This window comes from Kribbella swartbergensis, assembly GCF_054784135.1.
The window spans coordinates 56087-73930 of sequence record NZ_BAAGPM010000018.1; the positions used below are offsets into that span (position 1 = coordinate 56087).

The window sequence follows — 17844 nt, forward strand, 5'->3', positions numbered from 1 at the left end:
TGCCGCCACATGACTACCGCCGTACCTTCCGGACCGCCGACTGATGGTCGAGTATCGCAACGCCGCCGCGGCCGATGCCGAGGACGTGATGAAATTCTGGGCTTCTGCCGCTGAGGACTCGCACCGCCCGCCGGACTCGGCCGACGCCGTACTGCGCCTGATCGACCGCGACCCGGCCGCGCTGATCCTTGCCGTCGACAACGACATGGTCGTCGGCTCGGTCATCGCCGGCTGGGACGGCTGGCGCTGCCACCTCTACCGGCTGGCGGTCGCCCCGACCCACCGCCGCCAAGGCATCGCCCGCCGGCTGGTCGCGCTGGCCGAGGAGCGCTTCACGTCTTACGGCGGCACCCGGGCCGACGCCATGGTGCTCGACGACAACGCCGAGGCCCACGGCATCTGGACCACCGCCGGCTACGCACCCCAGCCCGAATGGTCCCGCTGGGTCAAACCCCTCAGCTAGATACCTCTCACCCCTCCACGACGGGTCAGCGGGCGCGGAGGGTCTTGAGGTCGGCCTTGCAGCGGGCTTCCACTTCGGCCAGTTCGCGGAGGGTTTCGTCGATGTCGCGGCGGCGTTGTTCGAGTTCGGCTCGGCGGGTGGTGATCTGGTCGAGGAGGTAGACGAGTTGCCCTTCCTCACCCGGTTCGGCGTCGTACATGTCGACGATGGTGGCGATCTCGTCGAGTGAGAAGCCGAGGCGCTTGCCGCGCAGGATCAGGCCCAGGCGGACCTTGTCGCGCGGGTGGTAAACCCGCACGGTACCGCGGCGTTCCGGGGTGAGCAGGCCGCGGTCCTCGTAGAACCTGATCGTGCGCAGGGTGACGTCGTACTCGGCCGCCAGTTCGGCGATCGACCAGGTTTGCGCGGGCACCGGGATATTGTGCACGCACCCCAGCGTGCTTTACGTTTACGTAAGCGTCAAGCACGAGGGAGTGCGTCATGTTCGAACTGTCCGAGGAGCACCGCGAGTTCCGGCACAGCGTGCGCGACTTCGCCGAGGCGGAGATCGCCCCGCACGCCGCGGAGTGGGACCGCAAGCACTACTTCCCGGTCGAGGTCGTGCAGAAGATGGGCCGGCTGGGGCTGTTCGGGCTGACCGCGCCGGAGGAGTACGGCGGTTCCGGCGGCGACTTCACCAGCCTGTGCGTGGCGATCGAGGAGATCTCCCGGGTCGACCAGTCGATGGGCATCACGCTGGAGGCCGCGGTCGGGCTCGGGATCAACCCGATCCTCACCTTCGGCAGTGACGAGCAGAAGCAGCAGTGGCTGCCGGACCTGGTGGCCGGCCGGGCGCTGGCCGGGTTCGGGCTGACCGAACCGGATTCGGGATCGGACGCCGGCGCGACCAGGACCCGGGCCGTGCTCGACGGCGACGAGTGGGTGATCGACGGCGCGAAGCAGTTCATCACCAACTCGGGGTCCAGCATCACCTCGTGTGTGACGGTGACCGCGCGGACCGGCGAGAGGCCGGACGGGAAGGCCGAGATCTCCGCGATCATCGTCCCGAGTGGTACGCCGGGCTTCGTGGCCGAAGCGGCGTACGACAAGCTCGGCTGGCACGCCTCCGACACGCACCCGCTGTCGTTCACCGGCTGCCGCGTGCCGGCGGCGAACCTGCTGGGTGAGCGGGGCAAGGGGTTCGCGCAGTTCCTCGCCACCCTGGACGACGGCCGGGTCGCGATCGCGGCCGTCGCGCTCGGGTGCATCCGGGCCTGCCTGGAGATGTCGATCCAGTACGCCGGTGAGCGCAGGACGTTCGGGGTTCCGATCGGGCAGAAGCAGGGGGTGGCGTTCCAGATCGCCGACCTGAAGGTGATGGCGGACGCGGCCGAGCTGCTGGTCTACCGGGCCGCGGCGCTGAAGGACGCGGGCGCGCCGAGGCAGGAGTTCAAGCAGGCGGCGTCGGTGGCGAAGTTGTACGTGACCGAGTCCGCGGTGACCGCTACCCGGATCGCGACCCAGGTGTTTGGCGGCTACGGCTTCATGGAGGAGTACCCGGTGACCCGGTTCTACCGGGACGCCAAGATCCTCGAGATCGGCGAGGGCACCTCGGAAGTCCAGCGCATGCTGATCGCCCGGGCCCTCGGCCTCCCAGTGGAATGATGGCCGCATGACCGTACTGATGCCACGCCTCCGGCGCGGCGGGTCATGGGGCTCTGGCTCCCGGCCTTCCCTCGTCGCATCGCTCCTCAGTCCAGGCCGGGAGGCCCCATGACCGGCGACCACTGGACCGAGGTCAAGGTTGCCCGGGAAGCGACATTGGCTCCGCCGGAGAAGGCGGCGGCGAAGCTCGCGGCGCAGAACAAGCTCTACGTGCGGGACCGGATCGCGCTGCTCGTCGACGAGGGCAGTTTCGTCGAGGACGCCCAGCTCGCGAACGCGCTGAAACCCGGCCTGCCGGCCGACGGCGTGGTCACCGGCCGCGCCCTGGTCGACGGCCGCCCGGCGCTGATCGTGGCCAACGACCCGACCGTGAAGGCCGGCTCGTGGGGTGCCCGGACGGTGGAGAAGATGGTCCGGATCACCGAGGTGGCGATCCGCGACGAGCTGCCGATCTTCTGGCTGATCGACTCCGCCGGCGCGCGGATCACCGACCAGGTGGAGCTTTTCCCCGGTCGTCGCGGCGCCGGGCGGATCTTCCACAACCAGGTCGCGCTGTCCGGCAAGGTGCCGCAGATCTGCTGCCTGTTCGGCCCGTCCGCCGCCGGCGGGGCGTACATCCCGGCGTTCTGCGACGTCGTGATCATGGTCGACGGCAACGCCTCGATGTACTTGGGGTCGCCGCGGATGGCCGAGATGGTGGTCGGCGAGAAGGTGACACTGGAGGAGATGGGCGGCGCCCGGATGCACACCACGGTGTCCGGCTGCGGCGACCTGCTCGCGGCCGACGACACCGAGGCGATCGAGCTGGCCAAGCAGTACTTCTCCTACCTGCCCGGTTCGTGGCAGTCGCGGCCGCCGTCGTACGACGCCTCGCCGCCGGCCCGGGACTTCACCCGGGACCTGGTGCCGGCCGAGGAGAGTGTCGGGTTCGACATCCACGACGTGATCGACGCGATCGTCGACGCGGACACGTTCTTCGAGGTCAAGCCGTCGTACGCGCCGGAGATCGTCACCGGGTTCGGGTTGCTGGCCGGTCAGGTGATCGGGATCGTGGCGAACCAGCCGGCCGTCAAAGGCGGTGTGCTGTTCGTCGACTCGGCGGACAAGGCGGCCCGGTTCATCTGGTTGTGCGACGCGTTCAACGTGCCGCTGGTGTACCTGTGCGACGTACCGGGGTTCATGATCGGCAGCGAGGTCGAACGGGCCGGGATCATCCGGCACGGCGCGAAGATGATCACCGCGGTGTCGGAGGCGACGGTACCGACGGTCTCGGTGATCGTGCGGAAGGCGTACGGCGCGGGGCTCTACGCGATGTGTGGACCCGGCTTCTCGCCGGACGCCTGTGTCGCGCTGCCGACCGCGAAGATCGCGGTGATGGGTCCGGAGGCGGCGATCAACGCCGTGTACTACAACAAGATCCAGGAGATCGCGGACGACACCGAGCGGGTCGAGTACGTCTCCCGGTTGCGCGAGGAGTACGAGACCGACATCGACATCCTGCGCCTGGCCGCCGACCTGGTCATCGACGCCATCGTCGAACCGGAAGACCTTCGCACCGACCTGATCGCCCGCCTCGCCGCCGCCCAGTCCAAAGACCGCCACTTCAGCACCCGCCGCCACGGCGTTCCCCCGGTCTGAGCCGCCCGCGCTCCGGCCACGGCGGCGTTCGAGGGGGTTGATGACGCCGCTGCAGTTCCGTAGGTGGTCACGGACCGCTATCTTGTGTTGTCACAGTCCGCCGGGCGGCAGCGACTCTGTGCGATGGGCGCTGGTGCTCGGCCGCCGAGCGTTGTCTGCCGTTTCACACCGAGGAGTTCGCCATATGACCGAGGACGTCATCCCGAAGATCCGCACCGACATTCCCCACTCGGCCCGGATCTGGAACTACTGGATGGGCGGCAAGGATCACTACGAGGCCGACCGCGTCGCCGGCGACGCCGGATCGGCCGTCGACCCCGACATCTCCGCGATGGCGATCGAGTCGCGGAAGTTCCTCGTGCGGGCTGTGCGCTACGTGGCCGGCGAGGCCGGCGTCCGCCAGTTCCTGGACATCGGCACCGGTCTGCCGACGATGCAGAACACTCACGAGGTGGCCCAGAGCGTCCACCCCGACGCCAGGATCGTGTACGTCGACAACGACCCGATGGTGCTGACGCACGCTCGCGCACTGCTGGTCAACACCACCCCCGAGGGCGTGACGAGCTACGTCGACTGCGACTACCACGAGACCGAGCAGCTCGTCGCCGACGCCCGGAACGTGCTGAACTTCAACGAACCGATCGGCGTCATGTTCATGGGCGTGCTCGGCCACGCGCGCACGTACGACGACATGCGCCGGATCGTCTCCACGGTGATGGACGCGGTGCCGTCCGGCAGCCACCTCACCCTGTGGGACGGCACGATCGACAGCCCCTACTACGTGAAGATGTGCGAGAACTACGCGAAGACCGGCGGCACTCCCTACATCCCGCGGCCGCAGGAGGAGATCAAGGCGGTCTTCGACGGCCTCGAACTGGTGGACCCGGGCTTCGTCGCGATCACCGAGTGGCGCCCGGATGCCGACAAGGTGGAGTACCCGCGGCCGATCGCGGCCTACGGCGCCGTCGCCCGGAAGCCTTAGGGTGGTGCCGAAGGAGAACGTGTGAGCGCACAGGAGTTCGCCGGCAGGATCCGGGCGCGGGAGAAGCTGGTCGGGTATTGGGTCGTGCTGGATGCGCCGGTGGCGACCGAGCGGATCGCGCGGGTCGGGTACGACTACGTCGTGCTGGACGGGCAGCACGGGCTGATCGGGTATCAGGGCCTGCTGACCGGGTTGCTCGCTGTGGACGCGGGCGCCGCGCTCGGGAGCGGGTCGGTCGGGCTCGTGCGGGTCGAGGCGAACCACCCGACGCCGATCGGCCGGGCGCTGGACGCCGGAGCGGCCGGGGTGATCGTTCCGCTGGTGGACACCTCCGAGGACGTGACGCGGGCGGTGCAGGCGGCCAAGTACCCGCCGACCGGTGTTCGCTCGTACGGCCCGATGCGGTCGGCCCTGCGGGTCGGTCCGGTCCCGGCCGACGCCGACGCGGCGACCGTCGTACTCGCGATGATCGAGACCCCGCTCGGGTTGAAGAACGTCGCGGAGATCTGTGCGACGCCCGGTCTGGACGGCGTGTACGTCGGCCCGTCGGACCTCGGCCTGTCGGTCGGGGCGCGGTACCCGGGCGATCCGGACGTCGCCGGGCCGTTCGAGGAGGCGGTGGAGTTGATCGCGCGGACGGCGCGGGAGACCGGGATCGCGGCCGGGATCCACACTCCCGACGGCGAGACGGCACAACGCCGGCTGAGCCAGGGTTACACCTTCGCCACCGTCTCCTCCGACCTCACCCACCTCGAGGCCGCCGCGGCCTCGCACCTCGACATCGCCCGCTCGTAGGAACACACCGGACCGTTCTCGGGTTACGTTCGGAGAGGAGCGCGGACCGAGGAGGGTGGTATGAGGGCGCCCGAGCGAGGAGCACTGCCGCTGCAGTTGGCTGCGACGCTGGGTCGGACGTACGGCCGGATCACCGAGACCGTGCACGGCCTGAACGATGCCGACTTCGACCGCCCCACCCGCTGCCCGGAGATGGCCGTCGGGCCGCTCCTGGTCCATCTCCTGTACGACGCCCAGCGCGCGCTGGTGGGGTTCGCCAGCCCCGCCGCCGCACCGCCCGACCGGGACTTCGTGACCTACTGGCAGGATTTCCCGCCAGGAAGGCATGGTGACACCCGCTTCGTCCGGACCGTCGCGTCGGCGTACCGGAAACCGGCTCTGCTCGTGCAGCACTGGCGTGAGCTGTCCGAGGCCGCCGTCCGCGCGGCCACCGCGGGCTTGGTGGACAAGGGCCGGCGAGTCGAGACGCAGGGGCACGTGCTGCGCGCGCGCGACTTCGTCGCGACGTTGGTGCTGGAGGCAACGGTTCACCACCTCGACCTGATCGTCGACCTGCCGGGCGCGCCGGAACCGGATCCCGAAGCGCTGCAGGTCACCGCGCGGACGCTGGACGGTCTGTTCGGCCCGGAGGCGTGGGACGTGATCGCCTGGGACACCACGACGTACGTGCTGAAGGCGACCGGCCGGCTGCCGCTCGACGAGGACGACCTCGACATGCTGGGCCCGTACGCGGACCGCCTTCCACTGCTCGGCTAAAGCACGCCCGCGAACGGGTCGTCGAGGTCCTGCCAGTTCAGGGTGGCCAGCTCGGACTCGGTCAGCAGGCAGGCGTCCAGGATCGCCTGCAGCCGCGCCGGGTCCAGCCCCATCCCGGTCGCGACCACGGTGCACTCGGCGAGGTGCTCGGTGTCGGCCCACTCGCCGATTGTGCCGAGCGAGGCGCTGTACCCGGCGGACTCCCACCGCACCCGCTGGGTAGGCCGGTTCGCCAGCCAGACGACACCACGACTCCGTACGACGCCGTCCACGATGTCCTCGAGTGCGTCGTTCAGCCGGGTCGGGTGCAGCGGCCGAGTCGACCGCCACAGCACTGTCGTCACACCGTCCCCGCTGGGCTGCAACCGGTCCGACGTGGCGAGCTCGCCGGCCCACGCCTCGGCCCCTTCGAAGTCGAAGAGCCCGGTGCGCGCGACCGGACTGTTCGGCACACCACCCGGATCGGCTGGGACGACCGTCGTACGCGGGTTCAGATGCACCAGCAGGTTGTGCAGCCGCTCCGGCGCCTTGCTGCGGTGTGCGTTGGCCAGCACGCACACGTCGGCGTACTCGATCTGCCGTGCGGTCAACTCGGCCACGTTGCGTCGATCCGGCGCACCGAGGGCCAGGCCGCGCTCGTCCAGGAGTTCGTCACCGGAGAGTTGCTCGACCAGCAGTACGGCGTCGACCACACAGGTGACCGTGTCGACCGCGATCTCGGGCATCGACGTCACCAGGGTGGTCACCAGTGGCCGCGCCTCCATCGCCGGTGGAGCAGCCAGTACGACGTGATCCCAGTGCCGGCGTGCGACCAGGGTCTCGAGCAACGGCAGCAGCGACTCGATCAGCTGGCAGGCACCACAGTCGTCGCCCACGGTGAACTCACCGGAGTCGATCGGGCCGGACGCGTCGGACACCCGCCAGGACAGCACACCCCGCCCGGGCAGCTCGTCCTGGTCCACCACGACGGCCACGGTGGTGGCGTCCACCATCGCCTCGAGCACGGGTTCGCGCAGCGTCGTCGACAGGCCGACCAGCAGCGACAACGACGTTCTCGGTTGGGCGGTCATGGGGACGAGTATATGAAAACGGTTTTCATCAGTCCAGGCAAAGGGGAGGTGCTGGGCCCTGGTCGTCTGGTAGGCAAGGGGGATGGCGATCGAGATCGGGCGGTTCGAAGGTGACTGGGGTGAGCTCGTGGAGCTCGTCGACCTGGCGTTCGCAGCGCCCTGGAACGAGGCTCAGCTGGAGGCCGAGCGCCAGGTGTGGGAGCCGGAGCGAAGTACGGTCGCGGTCGACGAGAAGCAGCTCGTCGGACACACCGGCACCTTCTCGTTGGCGATGACCGTGCCGGGTGCGCAGATCCCGGTGGCCGGGGTGACGCTGGTCGGCGTCCGGCCGACCCACCGGCGCCGCGGCATCCTGCGTGACCTGATACGCGCCCAGCTGACCGAGATCCACGAGGCCGGCGCCGAGCCGATCGCCGCGCTGACCGCGAGCGAGCCGGTCATCTACGGCCGGTTCGGGTACGGTCTCGCCTCGGACCACCAGGCGATCGTCGTACCGAAGGCCTCGCGCGAGTTGCGGCCGGTGGCCGGGGTGGACGACGTACGGATCAGATCCGTCGACCTGCGCGAGACGCTCGGGTTGTGCTCGGACCTGCGGAACCGGTTGGCAGCGAACCGGCCGGGGATGTTCCAGCACGACGAGCGGTGGCAGGCGTACGTGAGTGGCGACAATGTCACGACCGGCCCGGCGAACGCGTCCGCGCTGCGTTGTGTGCTCGCCGAACGCGACGGCGAGGTGACCGGCTACGCGCACTATCGGAGCAAGCGGGAGGACAAGGGCTACATCCAGGTCAGGCGCGTTCATGCGGCAGATCTCGCCTCCCATGCCGCGCTCTGGCGATTCCTCCTGGAGCCGGACCTCCTGGTCGAGACGCGGTACGAGCAGTTGCCGTCGGACGATCCGCTCCTGGACCTGCTGCTCGATCCCCGGGCGCCGTCGCCGATCACGCGGGACGGGCTCTGGGTCCGGCCGGTCGACGTCCGCCGAGCCCTCGCGGCCCGGACGTACGCGCGGGACATCGACCTGGTGCTCGCGGTGACCGACGGCTTCCTGCCCTGGAACGACGGGAGTTGGCATCTGGCCGGTGGACCTGACGGAGCGACCTGTGAGCTGACCTCGCGGCCGGCTGACATCACCATCGACGTACGCGAGTTGGGGGCCGTCTACCTCGGCAAACCCTCGCTGGTCCGGCTCGGGGCCGCAGGCCTGGTGCAGGAGCACACGTCCGGGGCGCTGGCCGCCGCGTCGGAAGCGTTTTCCGCCGGCCGCCTTCCGTGGCTCGACACGGGCTTCTGATCGGCTAGCCTTCCGGGATGCAGCGGAGCCGCCGGGGAGCGCTGACGCTGGCTGTCGTGCTCTTGCTTGGGCTCGCGGCGGCCGGATTCGTGGTGCTCGCTTCCGCCGGCGGTCCGGTACGGCCGGTCAGCGAGAGCACCCTGCGCTCGACGCCAAGGCCGGAGCCGACCGAGGCGCCCAGCGAGACCGTGTCGGCGCCGAACCCGAGTCCTCCGCCGCCCTCCCGGGAGCCCGAGCAGCGGCCGTTCCCGGAGTGGCTGAGTGCGCTGTGGCAGGCGCTGATCTGGTTGGTCATCGCGTCCTGCGCGCTGTTCCTCGGCTGGTTGATCTATCGGGTCCTCAGCAGGGTCAAGCTGCCAACGGCCGAGACCGAGGACACCGACTGGGAGCGTGTGAAGGCCGACCGGCTCGCGGAGGCGGTCGACACCGGACTGTCCAGGATCGAGTCCGGTACGGCGACCGACGCGGTGATCGCGTGCTGGGTCGCCCTCGAGGAGGCGGCTGCGTCGGCCGGTGTGGCACGCGATCCGTCGGAGACACCGGCCGAGTTCACCGTCCGTGTGCTCGGCATCGGCGGAATCTCCGAGCCGCAACTCGTCCGCCTCGGCGAGCTGTACCGCGAGGCGCGCTACTCGACCCACGGCTCGACCGAGCAGGCTCGCACCGAAGCCCGATCGGCCCTGCTGCGCCTGCGCGACGAGCTGGCCGCGGCTCAGGCACCCAGCGGGGTGGGCGGATGACGTCGTACCGGTGGACGCCGTTGGAGGAGTCGGAACGGCGGGGTGAAGGACAGCCGCGGGGCCGGTCGATCCGGCTCGACAAGATGCTCGTGCAGCACGTCGGGATCACTGTGCTGGTGAGTCTGCTGCTGGTCGGCGTGTTCGCTGCGGCCGGGATGGCGCCGCGGCCGCTGTGGTTCGTCGCGACGGCGCTGGCCATCGGGTTCGGGTCGCTGGCGATCCGGTTGATCATGCCGCAGGTGCTGGAGACCCACTGGCCGGGCCGGCACGACGAGAAGCTGGCCTCGCTGCGGACCCGGAACAACGACAACCGGACCCAGTTCATCGCGACCTGGTTGCTGGAGGCCGGCCGGGAGCGCCGCGCGGGGGAGGGCTCCCGGACGTTCGTCCGCCGGATCCAGCCGCTGCTGCTGGAGCTGACCACCGACCGTTTGGTACGTCGTTACGGGATCGACCCGGTCCGCGAGCCGGACCGGGCGCGCGAGATCACCGGCGACCAACTGTGGGACCTGATCACCGGCGACGACAAGCTCACCGCGTCCTTCGACGAGATCGAGTACGCCGTCCAGACCATCGAGAAGCTGTGAGGAACCGTGACTGACCCAGGACTGCATCCGGTCGAGCCGGTCGGCGCCACCGAGGACGCCGGGCGGGAGCTGCGGGTGGAGGAGGTCTCCGCGCTCAGCCGCGAGGTGCTCAACCGGGTGAGCGAGGCGGTGGTCGGGAAGTCCGGTGCGCTGGAGTTGGTGCTGGCCGGGATTCTGGCCGGCGGCCATGTGCTGCTGGAGGACTATCCCGGGTTGGCGAAGACGCTGGCCGCCCGGTCGTTCGCGCAGGCGCTGGGGCTGGAGTTCCGCCGGGTGCAGTTCACGCCGGACCTGTTGCCGTCCGATGTGACCGGCGCCTTCGTGTACGACCAGAAGGAGTCCGAGTTCGCCTTCCGGCCGGGCCCGATCTTCACCGGCCTGCTGCTCGCCGACGAGATCAACCGGACCCCGCCGAAGACGCAGGCGGCGCTACTGGAGTCGATGCAGGAACACCAGGTCACCGTCGAGGGCCAGACGTTCCCGCTGCCCACGCCGTTCCACGTCCTCGCGACCGCGAATCCGGTCGAGTACGAAGGCACCTACCCGCTGCCCGAGGCCCAGCTCGACCGCTTCATGCTCCGCATCGGCTTCGGCTACCCGACCGCCGACGAGGAGTGGGAGGTGCTGCGCCGCCGGATGAGCCGCCGCCAGGAGGACCAGACCGTCGAGGCCGTCACCGATGCGGCCGGTCTGCTCGCCGCCCAACGCGCGATCGAGACGGTCACCGTCGACGACACCGTCGGTCAGTACTGCGTTGACCTCGCAGCCGCGACCCGTCGCGACTCGCAGGTCCTCGTCGGTGCGTCCCCGCGGGGTTCACTGGCGCTGTTGCTGACGTCCCGCGCGTACGCCGTGATCCAGGGCCGGGACTACGTCGTACCGGAGGATGTGAAGGCGGTCGCCGTGCCGGCGCTGGCGCATCGCATCACGGTCCGCCCGGAGCTGTGGCTGCACGAGGTGACCGGCGCGACCGTCGTACGCACGGTCCTCGGCTCGGTCCCGACCCCGCCCACCGTCGCCGGTACACGCAGGTGAATTCGCAAGGGCGGTGGCGGCCGACGCACGCGCAGATCCGGGCGGTCTGCGCGGCGGGGCTCTTGCTGCTCGTAGCGGTGCTGGTCCGGAGGCCGGATGCCGCCGTACTCGGGCTGCCGCTGGCGTTCGTCGCCGTGTGGGGCCGGTACTTCCGGCCGCGCGAAGAGCCGGACCTGCACACCGAGCTGGACTCGGACGTGCTGTTCGAGGGGCAGGCGACGACGTACCGGCTGCGGGTGGCCGGGACGATCGATCCGGACATCGACCTGATCGTGGCGGCGTTGCCGCGGAGCCAGTGGTTCCAGTACGACCCGGCGCAGGCCGCGGTCGCGGAGCCGGTGACCGACGGCGTGGTGACGCTCGAGGTCGGGCTGCGGTCGAAGCGGTGGGGGATGCGCGCGCTGGAGCGGCCGACCGTGGTCGCGACCTCGGTCCTCGGTGCGTATCGGGTCCCGGTGACCTCGGCCGAGCCGCTGTCCGTGACCACACTGCCGTTGCGGGAAGGCTTCGAGGCGGTCGACGCCGTACCGCGGCCGGCCGGCCTGGTCGGGTTGCACCGGTCGCGGCGGCCGGGTGAGGGGACCGAGTTGGCCGGCGTGCGGCCGTTCCGGACCGGCGACCGGCTGCGGCGGATCAACTGGGCGGTCTCGGCGCGCACCCGCGAACTGCACGTCACGTCGACGTGGTCGGATCGCGACACCGAGGTGGTGATCCTGCTCGACACCGGTGGCGAGATCGGTGTCAGCGAAGGGATCGACGGACGGTCGAGCAGTCTCGACACCGGCGTCCGGGCGGCCGCGTCGATCGCCGAGCACTATCTGCGCCACGGCGACCGCGTCCGGCTGATCGACACCGGGAACCTGGTGCGCGGCGTACGGTCCGGCAGCGGCCGTGGCCACCTGCGCAGGATCCTCGACGCGCTCGTCCACGCGGACCGTCGCGGCCGGCAGCAGGACGAGCGGCAACTCGTCCGCCGCAACCGGATCCGGTCCGACAGCCTCGTCGTCGTACTCAGTCCACTGCTCCGGCAGGTGATTCTCGGGTACGTCGTGACCCTCGTGCACTCCGGATGCACGGTCATCGCCGTGGACACGCTGCCACCGGACGTGGAGTCCGTGATCGACGTGGCCGAGCACGACGTCCGCGCCTGGCCGCTCGCGTGGCGGCTGCGGATGCTGGAGCGGCGGCGTGAGCTCGACCGGCTGGGTGACCTGGGGGTTCCGACCGTTCCGTGGCGCGGTGCCGGGACGCTCGACGAGGTACTGCGGGACGCATCGCGACTGTCCGCCGCGCCGAGGATCCGTTCATGACCCTGTCCGAGAAGATCAGCTTGTGGCTCGCGCAGCTGCGGGCTTCGGGACGGGCCGTGGTGATCGCGCGGCTGACCATCGCGGCTGCGGGAGCCGTGGCGTTGCTGGTCTCGGCGGTGCAGTCGTGGGATCAACTGGACCTGGTCCCGCTGGTGACGATTCCGATGCTGTTGGCAACCGTCGTGCTCCCGGACTCGCTGGCGGGACTGATCTTCCTGGTCGTGGTCGCGGGCGGGTGGCTGATGCGAGCGCCCGCCGAGGTGAGCTGGAGTCTGGTGCTGACCGGGATCGCGTTGACGGTGGTGCACCTGGCGACCGCGTTCAGCGCGCAACTGCCGTCGTACGCGACCGTCCACCGGCAGGCGCTGCGGCGCTGGTTGTTGCCTGGAGCAATCGCCTTGCTCGCCGGACCGGTGGTCGCGATCGCGGCCGCGCTGATCCAGGGCGCCGGAATCGCGGGGTCGATGTACGTCACCGCCGCCGCACTGGCGCTGTCCACGGCAACCGTCTGGTTCGCCGCCGGCCAGAAGATCGGCCGGGACTAGGTTCCCAGCGTCGAGACGAGTTCCTCGGCCCAGGGGGCGTGGATCGCGGTGGGGCCGAGGACCTGCATGGCGGTCATGACGGTGAGGAGCATGCCGGTGGAGAGGAACTCGCGGGTCTCCGTGGGGGACGCGCCGGTGAGGTCGCGGACCAGGCGGTAGATGCCGCCGAAGCGTTCGCGGACCACGTCGCCGATCGCGGGGTCACTGCTGGCCGAGAAGCCGTGCAGCAGGACCAGGAGGAGCTCCCGCTCGGACAGGAACCGCTCGTAGCGGCCGCCCAGGCTGGCGAGTGTGGGTTCCTCCGCGGCGGCCTCCCGGAAGGTCTGCTCGATCCGGTCGCACACCGTCTGCAACACGGCCAGGAACAACTGCTGTTTGGTGCCGAACAGGCGGATCACGTACGGCTGCGAGACGCCCGCCAGCCGGGCGATCTCGTCCGTCTTCGTGCCCGCGTAGCCGGATGCCCCGAACGCCTGCACCGCCGCCTGCAGGACCTCCTCCCCACGCTCCGCCGCCGTCAGCCGCACTCGCGCGCCCATGCTTCTCCTTCCGCCGTCCCTTGACATGTTATCAGTCGATGCATACTTTATGTCCCAGGACTTGTTATCAGTGAATTACAACTAGGAGCTCATGATGTCGTCGACCGCTCTCGAGGAGAGGCGCGAACCTGCTGGATCACCGGCTCGCCGGGCCGGGCTCGGCGCCGTACTGACGGCGGTGGGGATACCCACCTTCATGGTCACGCTGGACAACCTGGTCGTGACGAACGCACTGCCGGTGATCAAGGCCGAGCTGGGCGCGACCCTGTCCGACCTGCAGTGGTTCGTGAACGCGTACACCCTGGCGTTCGCGGCGCTGCTGCTGACCGCGGCCGCGATCGGCGACCGGCTCGGCCGCCGGCGGATCTTCCTGGCCGGGATCGTGCTGTTCACGCTGGCCTCGGCTGCTTGTGCGCTGGCCACCGAGCCGTGGATCCTGATCGCCGCCCGGGCGATTCAGGGCATCGGTGCGGCCGCGGTCATGCCGTTGTCGCTGACCTTGCTGGCCGGTGCCGTACCCGACCGCGCCCGCAGTGCCGCGATCGGCGCGTGGGGCGGCATCTCCGGGCTGGGCGTGGCCGTCGGTCCGGTCGTCGGCGGCGCCGTCGTCGACGGGCTGAACTGGCAATGGATCTTCTGGCTGAACGTGCCGATCGGTGTGGTCGCCGTACTGCTCGCCTCGCGCGTCCTGAGTGAGTCCCGGGGTACGGCGAAACGGCTGGACCTGACCGGTCTGGCGCTGGCGACTGCCGGCGTACTGGCGATCGTCTGGGGTGTCGTGCACGGCGCCGACGACGGCTGGACGTCGGGCGGCGTCCTCGGGTCGCTGATCGCCGGCGTGGCGCTGCTCGCCGTGTTCGTGGCGTGGGAGCGTCGTACGACGGAACCGATGCTGCCGCTGCGGTTGTTCTCGGTCCGGGCGTTCAGCGTCGGGAACTTCACCTCGTTCACCTTCTCGGTCGGCGTGTTCGGCGCGGTGTTCCTGCTGGCCCAGTTCTTCCAGGTGGTGCAGGGCTACAGTCCGCTGGAGTCGGGCGTCCGGACGATGCCGTGGACGATGGCGCCGATGGTGGTCGCGCCGATCGCCGGCATGATCGTCGACCGCGTCGGCCCGCGGATCCTGATCGCGACCGGGCAGGTGTTCCTCGCTGCGGCCCTCGGCTGGATGGCGTTGATCACCACGGCTTCGACGCAGTACGGCGAACTCGTGCTGCCGTTCCTGCTGGCCGGTGTGGGGATGGGCCTGACGTTCGCACCCGCGGCCAGTGTCGTGATGGCAAGCGCACCGGACGCCGACCGGGGTGTGGCGTCCGGCACGAACAACACGATCCGCGAAGTCGGCGTGGCGATGGGAGTCGCCGTCCTGGCCTCGGTCTTCGCCTCGGCCGGCTCGTACGAGTCCCCCGCCAGCTACGCCGAGGGTCTCGTCCCCGCGGTCTGGACCGGCGCCGCCATCGTCGCCGTGGGCGCGGTCGCCGCCCTGCTCCTGCCAGGTCGTCGGCGTTGACCGGCCGACCTGGTCATGTGTGCTCGGTACGGCGGAAGCGGACCAACGGGTAGAGCGGAGAGCGGTCGGTGTTGCGAGGTGGGCCGGGGAAGGTGGTGGCGGCGTCGAGGGTGAGGCCGTAGCGGGCGGCGGTGGCCACCAGGTGGGAGAGGGCGTCCTGGGAGCGGGTCTCGCTCGGGCCGCGACCGTCGGCGTAGCGGCCGGCGTCGGACTTCTCGGTGGTGGTGACGAAGACGCCGTCCGGGCGGAGGACCCGGGCGGCCTCGGCGATGATCGGTTCGCTGTCGTCGAGCAGGTGCAGCAGCCAGACGGCGACCACCGCATCGCAGCGACGGTCGGCGATCGGCAGCCGGGCCGCGTCGGCCGCGGCGACGTGACCGGGGAGCCGGATCCGCGCGTGCCGCAGCATCGCGGTGGACACGTCGACGCCGTGCACAAGATTGCCCAAGGCAACAAGCTCGGCTCCGACGATCCCGGTCCCCACCGCGAGCTCCAGCACCCGACCGCCCGGTGGCAGGAGCGAGTGGACGGCGCGGGCGGCGGCCTGGGCTCGGGCCGGGCCGCCGCGGGTGTCGTCGTACCGGGCGGCCTCGGTCTCGTCGTACTCGATCCGCGCGGACGAGCGCCACAACTCCGGCCAGCTGATGCCGACCTCGGCCAGCATCCGGCGCAGCAACGGCAGCGACACCCCGACCACGTTGTGGTAGTCGCCCTCGATCCCGGTGACGAACGGACCACCGAGCCCGTCGACCGTGAAGGACCCCGCCACCACGAGCGGTTCGCCGGTGGCGACGTACGCGTCGATCTCCTCGTCGGTGAGGTCGGCGAAGTACACCGTGGTCGACTCGAGTTCACGCAGTTCCTGCTTCGACGCGGTGTCGAACAGGCAGTGTCCGGTGTGCAGTACGCCGGACCGGCCGCGCATCGCGCGGAGCCGGTCGCGGGCCGCGTCCGGCGTACCGGGTTTGCCGTAGGCGACCCCGTCGATCTCCAGCACCGAGTCGCAGCCGAGCACGGTCGCGTGCTCGGTCAGGTTCGCGACCACGGCCCGCGCCTTCAGCGTCGCCAGCAGGCGGGCCAGCTCGCCCGGGCTCTCCGCGGTGACGTTCTCCTCGTCGACACCGGAGACGATCACCTCCGGTTCGACCCCGGCGCCGCGCAACGTCTTCAGCCGCGCCGGTGACGCCGACGCGAGCACGAACCGGACGCTCACAGCTTGGCGAGGGCGCGCCGCAGCGGGTCGAGCCCGATCGAGCCGAGGTTCAGTGCCTCGGAGTGGAACGCGCGCAGGTCGAACGCGGATCCCTGCCGTTGCTTTGCCTCGTCCCGGGCCTGCAGCCAGATCCGCTCGCCGACCTTGTACGACGGTGCCTGCCCCGGCCAGCCGAGATAGCGGTTGAGCTCGGCGCGCAGGAACTCGGTCTCCATCCGGCAGTGCGCACGGAGGAACTCGAACCCGAGCTCGGCGTTCCACCGCTCGCCCCGCCGCCAGCCGAACGGGTTGTCCCGCGGGATCTCCAGCTCCAGGTGCATGCCGATGTCGACGATCACCCGGGCCGCCCGGAACCCCTGCGCGTCCAGCATGCCGAACCGGGCGCCGGGGTCGTCGAGGTACCCGAGCTCCTCCATCAGGCGCTCGGCGTACAGGGCCCAGCCCTCGCCGTGGCCGGACACCCAGCAGGCGATCCGCTGCCAGCGGTTCAGCAGGTCGGTGCGCAGCATGGTCTGCGCGCACTGGAGGTGATGGCCGGGCACGCCCTCGTGGTAGACGGTGGTGACCTCACGCCAGGTGGCGAAGTCCTCGACGCCGTTCGGCACCGCCCACCACATCCGGCCGGGCCGGGTGGTCAGGTCCTCGCTCGGCGGCGTGTAGTAGATCGAGCCGTCCGAGGTCGGCGCGATCATGCACTCCAGCGTGCGGATCTCGTCCGGGATGTCGAAGTGCGTGCCACCCAGCTCGGCCACGGCCCGGTCGGACATCTGCTGCATCCAGTCCCGGAACGCCTCCTTGCCGTGGATCTTGCGGCCCGGGTCCGCGTCCAGCAGCGCGGCGGCCGCCTCGATGCTGCGGTCGCCGTGGTTCAGGCCGCCCGCGATCGCCTGCATGTCCGCCTCGATCCGGGCCAGTTCCTCCCAGCCCCAGGCGTAGGTCTCCTCCAGGTCGATGGTGGCGCCGAGGAAGTTGCGCGAGGCAAGCTCGTACACCTCGCGGCCGCAGGCGTCCTGCTCCGGTGCCCGCGGCGCGAGCTCGGACGTCAGCCAGGCGCCGAACTGCTCGTAGGCCTTCCGGGCCGACGCGGCCGCCGCCTCGACGGTCGCCTTCACCGGGCTGTCCGGCGCCTGCGCGGCGAGGCCGGCGAAGAAGTCGTCGCCGTCGGCACCGGTCCAGCTGGCGATCCGCCCGGCCAGGTCGTTCACCTGCCGCAGCGCCGACACCCGGCCCTTGCCGGCCTGCTCGAGCAGCGTCTCGCGGTAACCGTCCAGCGTCGTACCGACCTGGTTGAGCCGGATCGCGATGATCTCCCAGTCCTGCTCGGTCGCGGTCGGCATCAGGTCGAAGACCTGCCGGATCTCGGCGGGGACGGAGGCGATCGCGTTCAGCTGGTGCTGCGGAACGCCGGCCTCGTACGTCTCCAGCTCCAACCCGAGCCGCTCCAGGAACGCGTCCTTGGCGACCTCCTCCCGCGGGCTGCCGGCCGGGATCGCCTCGGCCTCGGCGACGGACCGCCGGGTCAGGTCGATCAGTGCCTCGAACCCGGACGGGGTGTAGTCCGGCAGTTCGTGGTCGTGGCCCTCGATCCCCATGAACGTCGCCGCGGTCGGCGACAGCGCGACGTACTCCTCGAGGTATCGCTCGGAGAGCTGGTCGATCGGGCTGTTCGGTGTGGTGGCATCGGTCACCTGGCCGACCCTACCCCGCAGGCCCCCGGCAGGGCTGA

Annotated in this window: 18 protein-coding genes; 13 read left to right on the plus strand and 5 right to left on the minus strand. The window is 70.4% G+C overall.

Translation table 11 applies throughout. The features are described 5' to 3' along the window. Nucleotides 1-43 precede the first annotated feature (43 nt). Nucleotides 44-463, plus strand: coding sequence for a GNAT family N-acetyltransferase (locus tag ACYVOK_RS15585; protein WP_460663125.1), 420 nt, complete (start codon nt 44-46; stop codon nt 461-463). 25 nt (nt 464-488) lie between these two features. On the opposite strand, the gene ACYVOK_RS15590 is transcribed toward ACYVOK_RS15585, so the two are convergent. Next, nucleotides 489-875, minus strand: coding sequence for a MerR family transcriptional regulator (locus ACYVOK_RS15590; RefSeq protein ID WP_460663126.1), 387 nt, complete (start codon nt 873-875; stop codon nt 489-491). 68 nt (nt 876-943) lie between these two features. On the opposite strand from ACYVOK_RS15590, the gene ACYVOK_RS15595 reads away from it, so the two are divergent. From ACYVOK_RS15595 to ACYVOK_RS15615, 5 genes are all read left to right on the plus strand, one after another. Continuing rightward, on the plus strand, nt 944-2107 hold the full coding sequence (locus ACYVOK_RS15595) for an acyl-CoA dehydrogenase family protein (RefSeq protein WP_460663127.1): 1164 nt from the start codon (nt 944-946) through the stop codon (nt 2105-2107). A gap of 108 nt (nt 2108-2215) precedes the next feature. Next, complete coding sequence (locus tag ACYVOK_RS15600) at nt 2216-3745, plus strand: acyl-CoA carboxylase subunit beta (protein WP_460663128.1); 1530 nt, start codon at nt 2216-2218, stop codon at nt 3743-3745. A gap of 184 nt (nt 3746-3929) precedes the next feature. Next, complete coding sequence (locus ACYVOK_RS15605; RefSeq protein WP_460663129.1) at nt 3930-4727, plus strand: SAM-dependent methyltransferase; 798 nt, start codon at nt 3930-3932, stop codon at nt 4725-4727. Nucleotides 4728-4748: 21 nt separating this feature from the next. After that, nucleotides 4749-5522: an HpcH/HpaI aldolase family protein gene (locus tag ACYVOK_RS15610; protein WP_460663130.1), complete on the plus strand. Its 774-nt coding sequence runs from the start codon at nt 4749-4751 to the stop codon at nt 5520-5522. 60 nt (nt 5523-5582) lie between these two features. Beyond that, nucleotides 5583-6278: a maleylpyruvate isomerase N-terminal domain-containing protein gene (locus ACYVOK_RS15615; protein ID WP_460663131.1), complete on the plus strand. Its 696-nt coding sequence runs from the start codon at nt 5583-5585 to the stop codon at nt 6276-6278. Here the strand turns inward: ACYVOK_RS15615 and ACYVOK_RS15620 are convergent. Continuing rightward, nucleotides 6275-7348 carry a CobW family GTP-binding protein gene (locus ACYVOK_RS15620; RefSeq protein WP_460663132.1) on the minus strand — a complete coding sequence of 358 codons (1074 nt, stop codon included), beginning with the start codon at nt 7346-7348 and terminating at the stop codon, nt 6275-6277. The genes ACYVOK_RS15615 and ACYVOK_RS15620 overlap by 4 nt on opposite strands. Before the next feature lie 82 nt (nt 7349-7430). On the opposite strand from ACYVOK_RS15620, the gene ACYVOK_RS15625 reads away from it, so the two are divergent. From ACYVOK_RS15625 to ACYVOK_RS15650, 6 genes are read left to right on the plus strand one after another with little or no spacing between them, the layout of a single operon-like run. Beyond that, nucleotides 7431-8642: a GNAT family N-acetyltransferase gene (locus ACYVOK_RS15625; protein WP_460663133.1), complete on the plus strand. Its 1212-nt coding sequence runs from the start codon at nt 7431-7433 to the stop codon at nt 8640-8642. A 17-nt stretch (nt 8643-8659) separates the two neighbouring features. Continuing rightward, nucleotides 8660-9382 carry a DUF4129 domain-containing protein gene (locus ACYVOK_RS15630; protein ID WP_460663134.1) on the plus strand — a complete coding sequence of 241 codons (723 nt, stop codon included), beginning with the start codon at nt 8660-8662 and terminating at the stop codon, nt 9380-9382. Continuing rightward, on the plus strand, nt 9379-9969 hold the full coding sequence (locus tag ACYVOK_RS15635; RefSeq protein WP_460663135.1) for a hypothetical protein: 591 nt from the start codon (nt 9379-9381) through the stop codon (nt 9967-9969). The genes ACYVOK_RS15630 and ACYVOK_RS15635 overlap by 4 nt, the downstream gene beginning before the upstream one ends. Nucleotides 9970-9975: 6 nt before the next feature. Next, entirely contained in the window at nt 9976-11004 is a 1029-nt protein-coding gene (locus ACYVOK_RS15640) for an AAA family ATPase (protein ID WP_460663136.1), read from the plus strand. Next, a complete protein-coding gene (locus ACYVOK_RS15645) occupies nt 11001-12314 on the plus strand; it encodes a DUF58 domain-containing protein (RefSeq protein ID WP_460663137.1) in 1314 nt (437 codons plus the stop codon). Before ACYVOK_RS15640 ends, ACYVOK_RS15645 begins: the two co-directional genes overlap by 4 nt. Further along, the gene (locus ACYVOK_RS15650) at nt 12311-12859 is read left to right on the plus strand and encodes a hypothetical protein (protein WP_460663138.1); all 549 of its coding nucleotides are present in this window, start codon (nt 12311-12313) and stop codon (nt 12857-12859) included. Before ACYVOK_RS15645 ends, ACYVOK_RS15650 begins: the two co-directional genes overlap by 4 nt. Here ACYVOK_RS15650 and ACYVOK_RS15655 read toward each other — a convergent pair. Then, complete coding sequence (locus ACYVOK_RS15655; RefSeq protein WP_460663139.1) at nt 12856-13398, minus strand: TetR/AcrR family transcriptional regulator; 543 nt, start codon at nt 13396-13398, stop codon at nt 12856-12858. The genes ACYVOK_RS15650 and ACYVOK_RS15655 overlap by 4 nt on opposite strands. Nucleotides 13399-13492: 94 nt before the next feature. On the opposite strand from ACYVOK_RS15655, the gene ACYVOK_RS15660 reads away from it, so the two are divergent. Beyond that, nucleotides 13493-14905 carry a DHA2 family efflux MFS transporter permease subunit gene (locus ACYVOK_RS15660; protein ID WP_460663140.1) on the plus strand — a complete coding sequence of 471 codons (1413 nt, stop codon included), beginning with the start codon at nt 13493-13495 and terminating at the stop codon, nt 14903-14905. Nucleotides 14906-14918: 13 nt separating this feature from the next. On the opposite strand, the gene ACYVOK_RS15665 is transcribed toward ACYVOK_RS15660, so the two are convergent. Together ACYVOK_RS15665 and ACYVOK_RS15670 are read right to left on the minus strand one after the other, a co-directional pair. Continuing rightward, nucleotides 14919-16118 carry a Maf family nucleotide pyrophosphatase gene (locus ACYVOK_RS15665; RefSeq protein WP_460663141.1) on the minus strand — a complete coding sequence of 400 codons (1200 nt, stop codon included), beginning with the start codon at nt 16116-16118 and terminating at the stop codon, nt 14919-14921. Further along, nucleotides 16115-17806: a DUF885 domain-containing protein gene (locus ACYVOK_RS15670; protein WP_460663142.1), complete on the minus strand. Its 1692-nt coding sequence runs from the start codon at nt 17804-17806 to the stop codon at nt 16115-16117. The genes ACYVOK_RS15665 and ACYVOK_RS15670 overlap by 4 nt, the downstream gene beginning before the upstream one ends. Nucleotides 17807-17844: the final 38 nt, after the last annotated feature.

What these genes read in the sequence shown, in the direction of transcription:
- ACYVOK_RS15605 (WP_460663129.1), top strand. Translation starts at nt 3,930, where the DNA reads ATGACCGAGGACGTCATCCCGAAGATCCGCACCGACATTCCCCACTCG.
- ACYVOK_RS15595 (WP_460663127.1), top strand. Translation starts at nt 944, where the DNA reads ATGTTCGAACTGTCCGAGGAGCACCGCGAGTTCCGGCACAGCGTGCGC.
- ACYVOK_RS15600 (WP_460663128.1), top strand. Translation starts at nt 2,216, where the DNA reads ATGACCGGCGACCACTGGACCGAGGTCAAGGTTGCCCGGGAAGCGACA.
- ACYVOK_RS15630 (WP_460663134.1), top strand. Translation starts at nt 8,660, where the DNA reads ATGCAGCGGAGCCGCCGGGGAGCGCTGACGCTGGCTGTCGTGCTCTTG.
- ACYVOK_RS15615 (WP_460663131.1), top strand. Translation starts at nt 5,583, where the DNA reads ATGAGGGCGCCCGAGCGAGGAGCACTGCCGCTGCAGTTGGCTGCGACG.
- ACYVOK_RS15620 (WP_460663132.1), bottom strand. Translation starts at nt 7,348, where the DNA reads ATGACCGCCCAACCGAGAACGTCGTTGTCGCTGCTGGTCGGCCTGTCG.
- ACYVOK_RS15585 (WP_460663125.1), top strand. Translation starts at nt 44, where the DNA reads ATGGTCGAGTATCGCAACGCCGCCGCGGCCGATGCCGAGGACGTGATG.
- ACYVOK_RS15655 (WP_460663139.1), bottom strand. Translation starts at nt 13,398, where the DNA reads ATGGGCGCGCGAGTGCGGCTGACGGCGGCGGAGCGTGGGGAGGAGGTC.
- ACYVOK_RS15650 (WP_460663138.1), top strand. Translation starts at nt 12,311, where the DNA reads ATGACCCTGTCCGAGAAGATCAGCTTGTGGCTCGCGCAGCTGCGGGCT.
- ACYVOK_RS15625 (WP_460663133.1), top strand. Translation starts at nt 7,431, where the DNA reads ATGGCGATCGAGATCGGGCGGTTCGAAGGTGACTGGGGTGAGCTCGTG.
- ACYVOK_RS15660 (WP_460663140.1), top strand. Translation starts at nt 13,493, where the DNA reads ATGTCGTCGACCGCTCTCGAGGAGAGGCGCGAACCTGCTGGATCACCG.
- ACYVOK_RS15635 (WP_460663135.1), top strand. Translation starts at nt 9,379, where the DNA reads ATGACGTCGTACCGGTGGACGCCGTTGGAGGAGTCGGAACGGCGGGGT.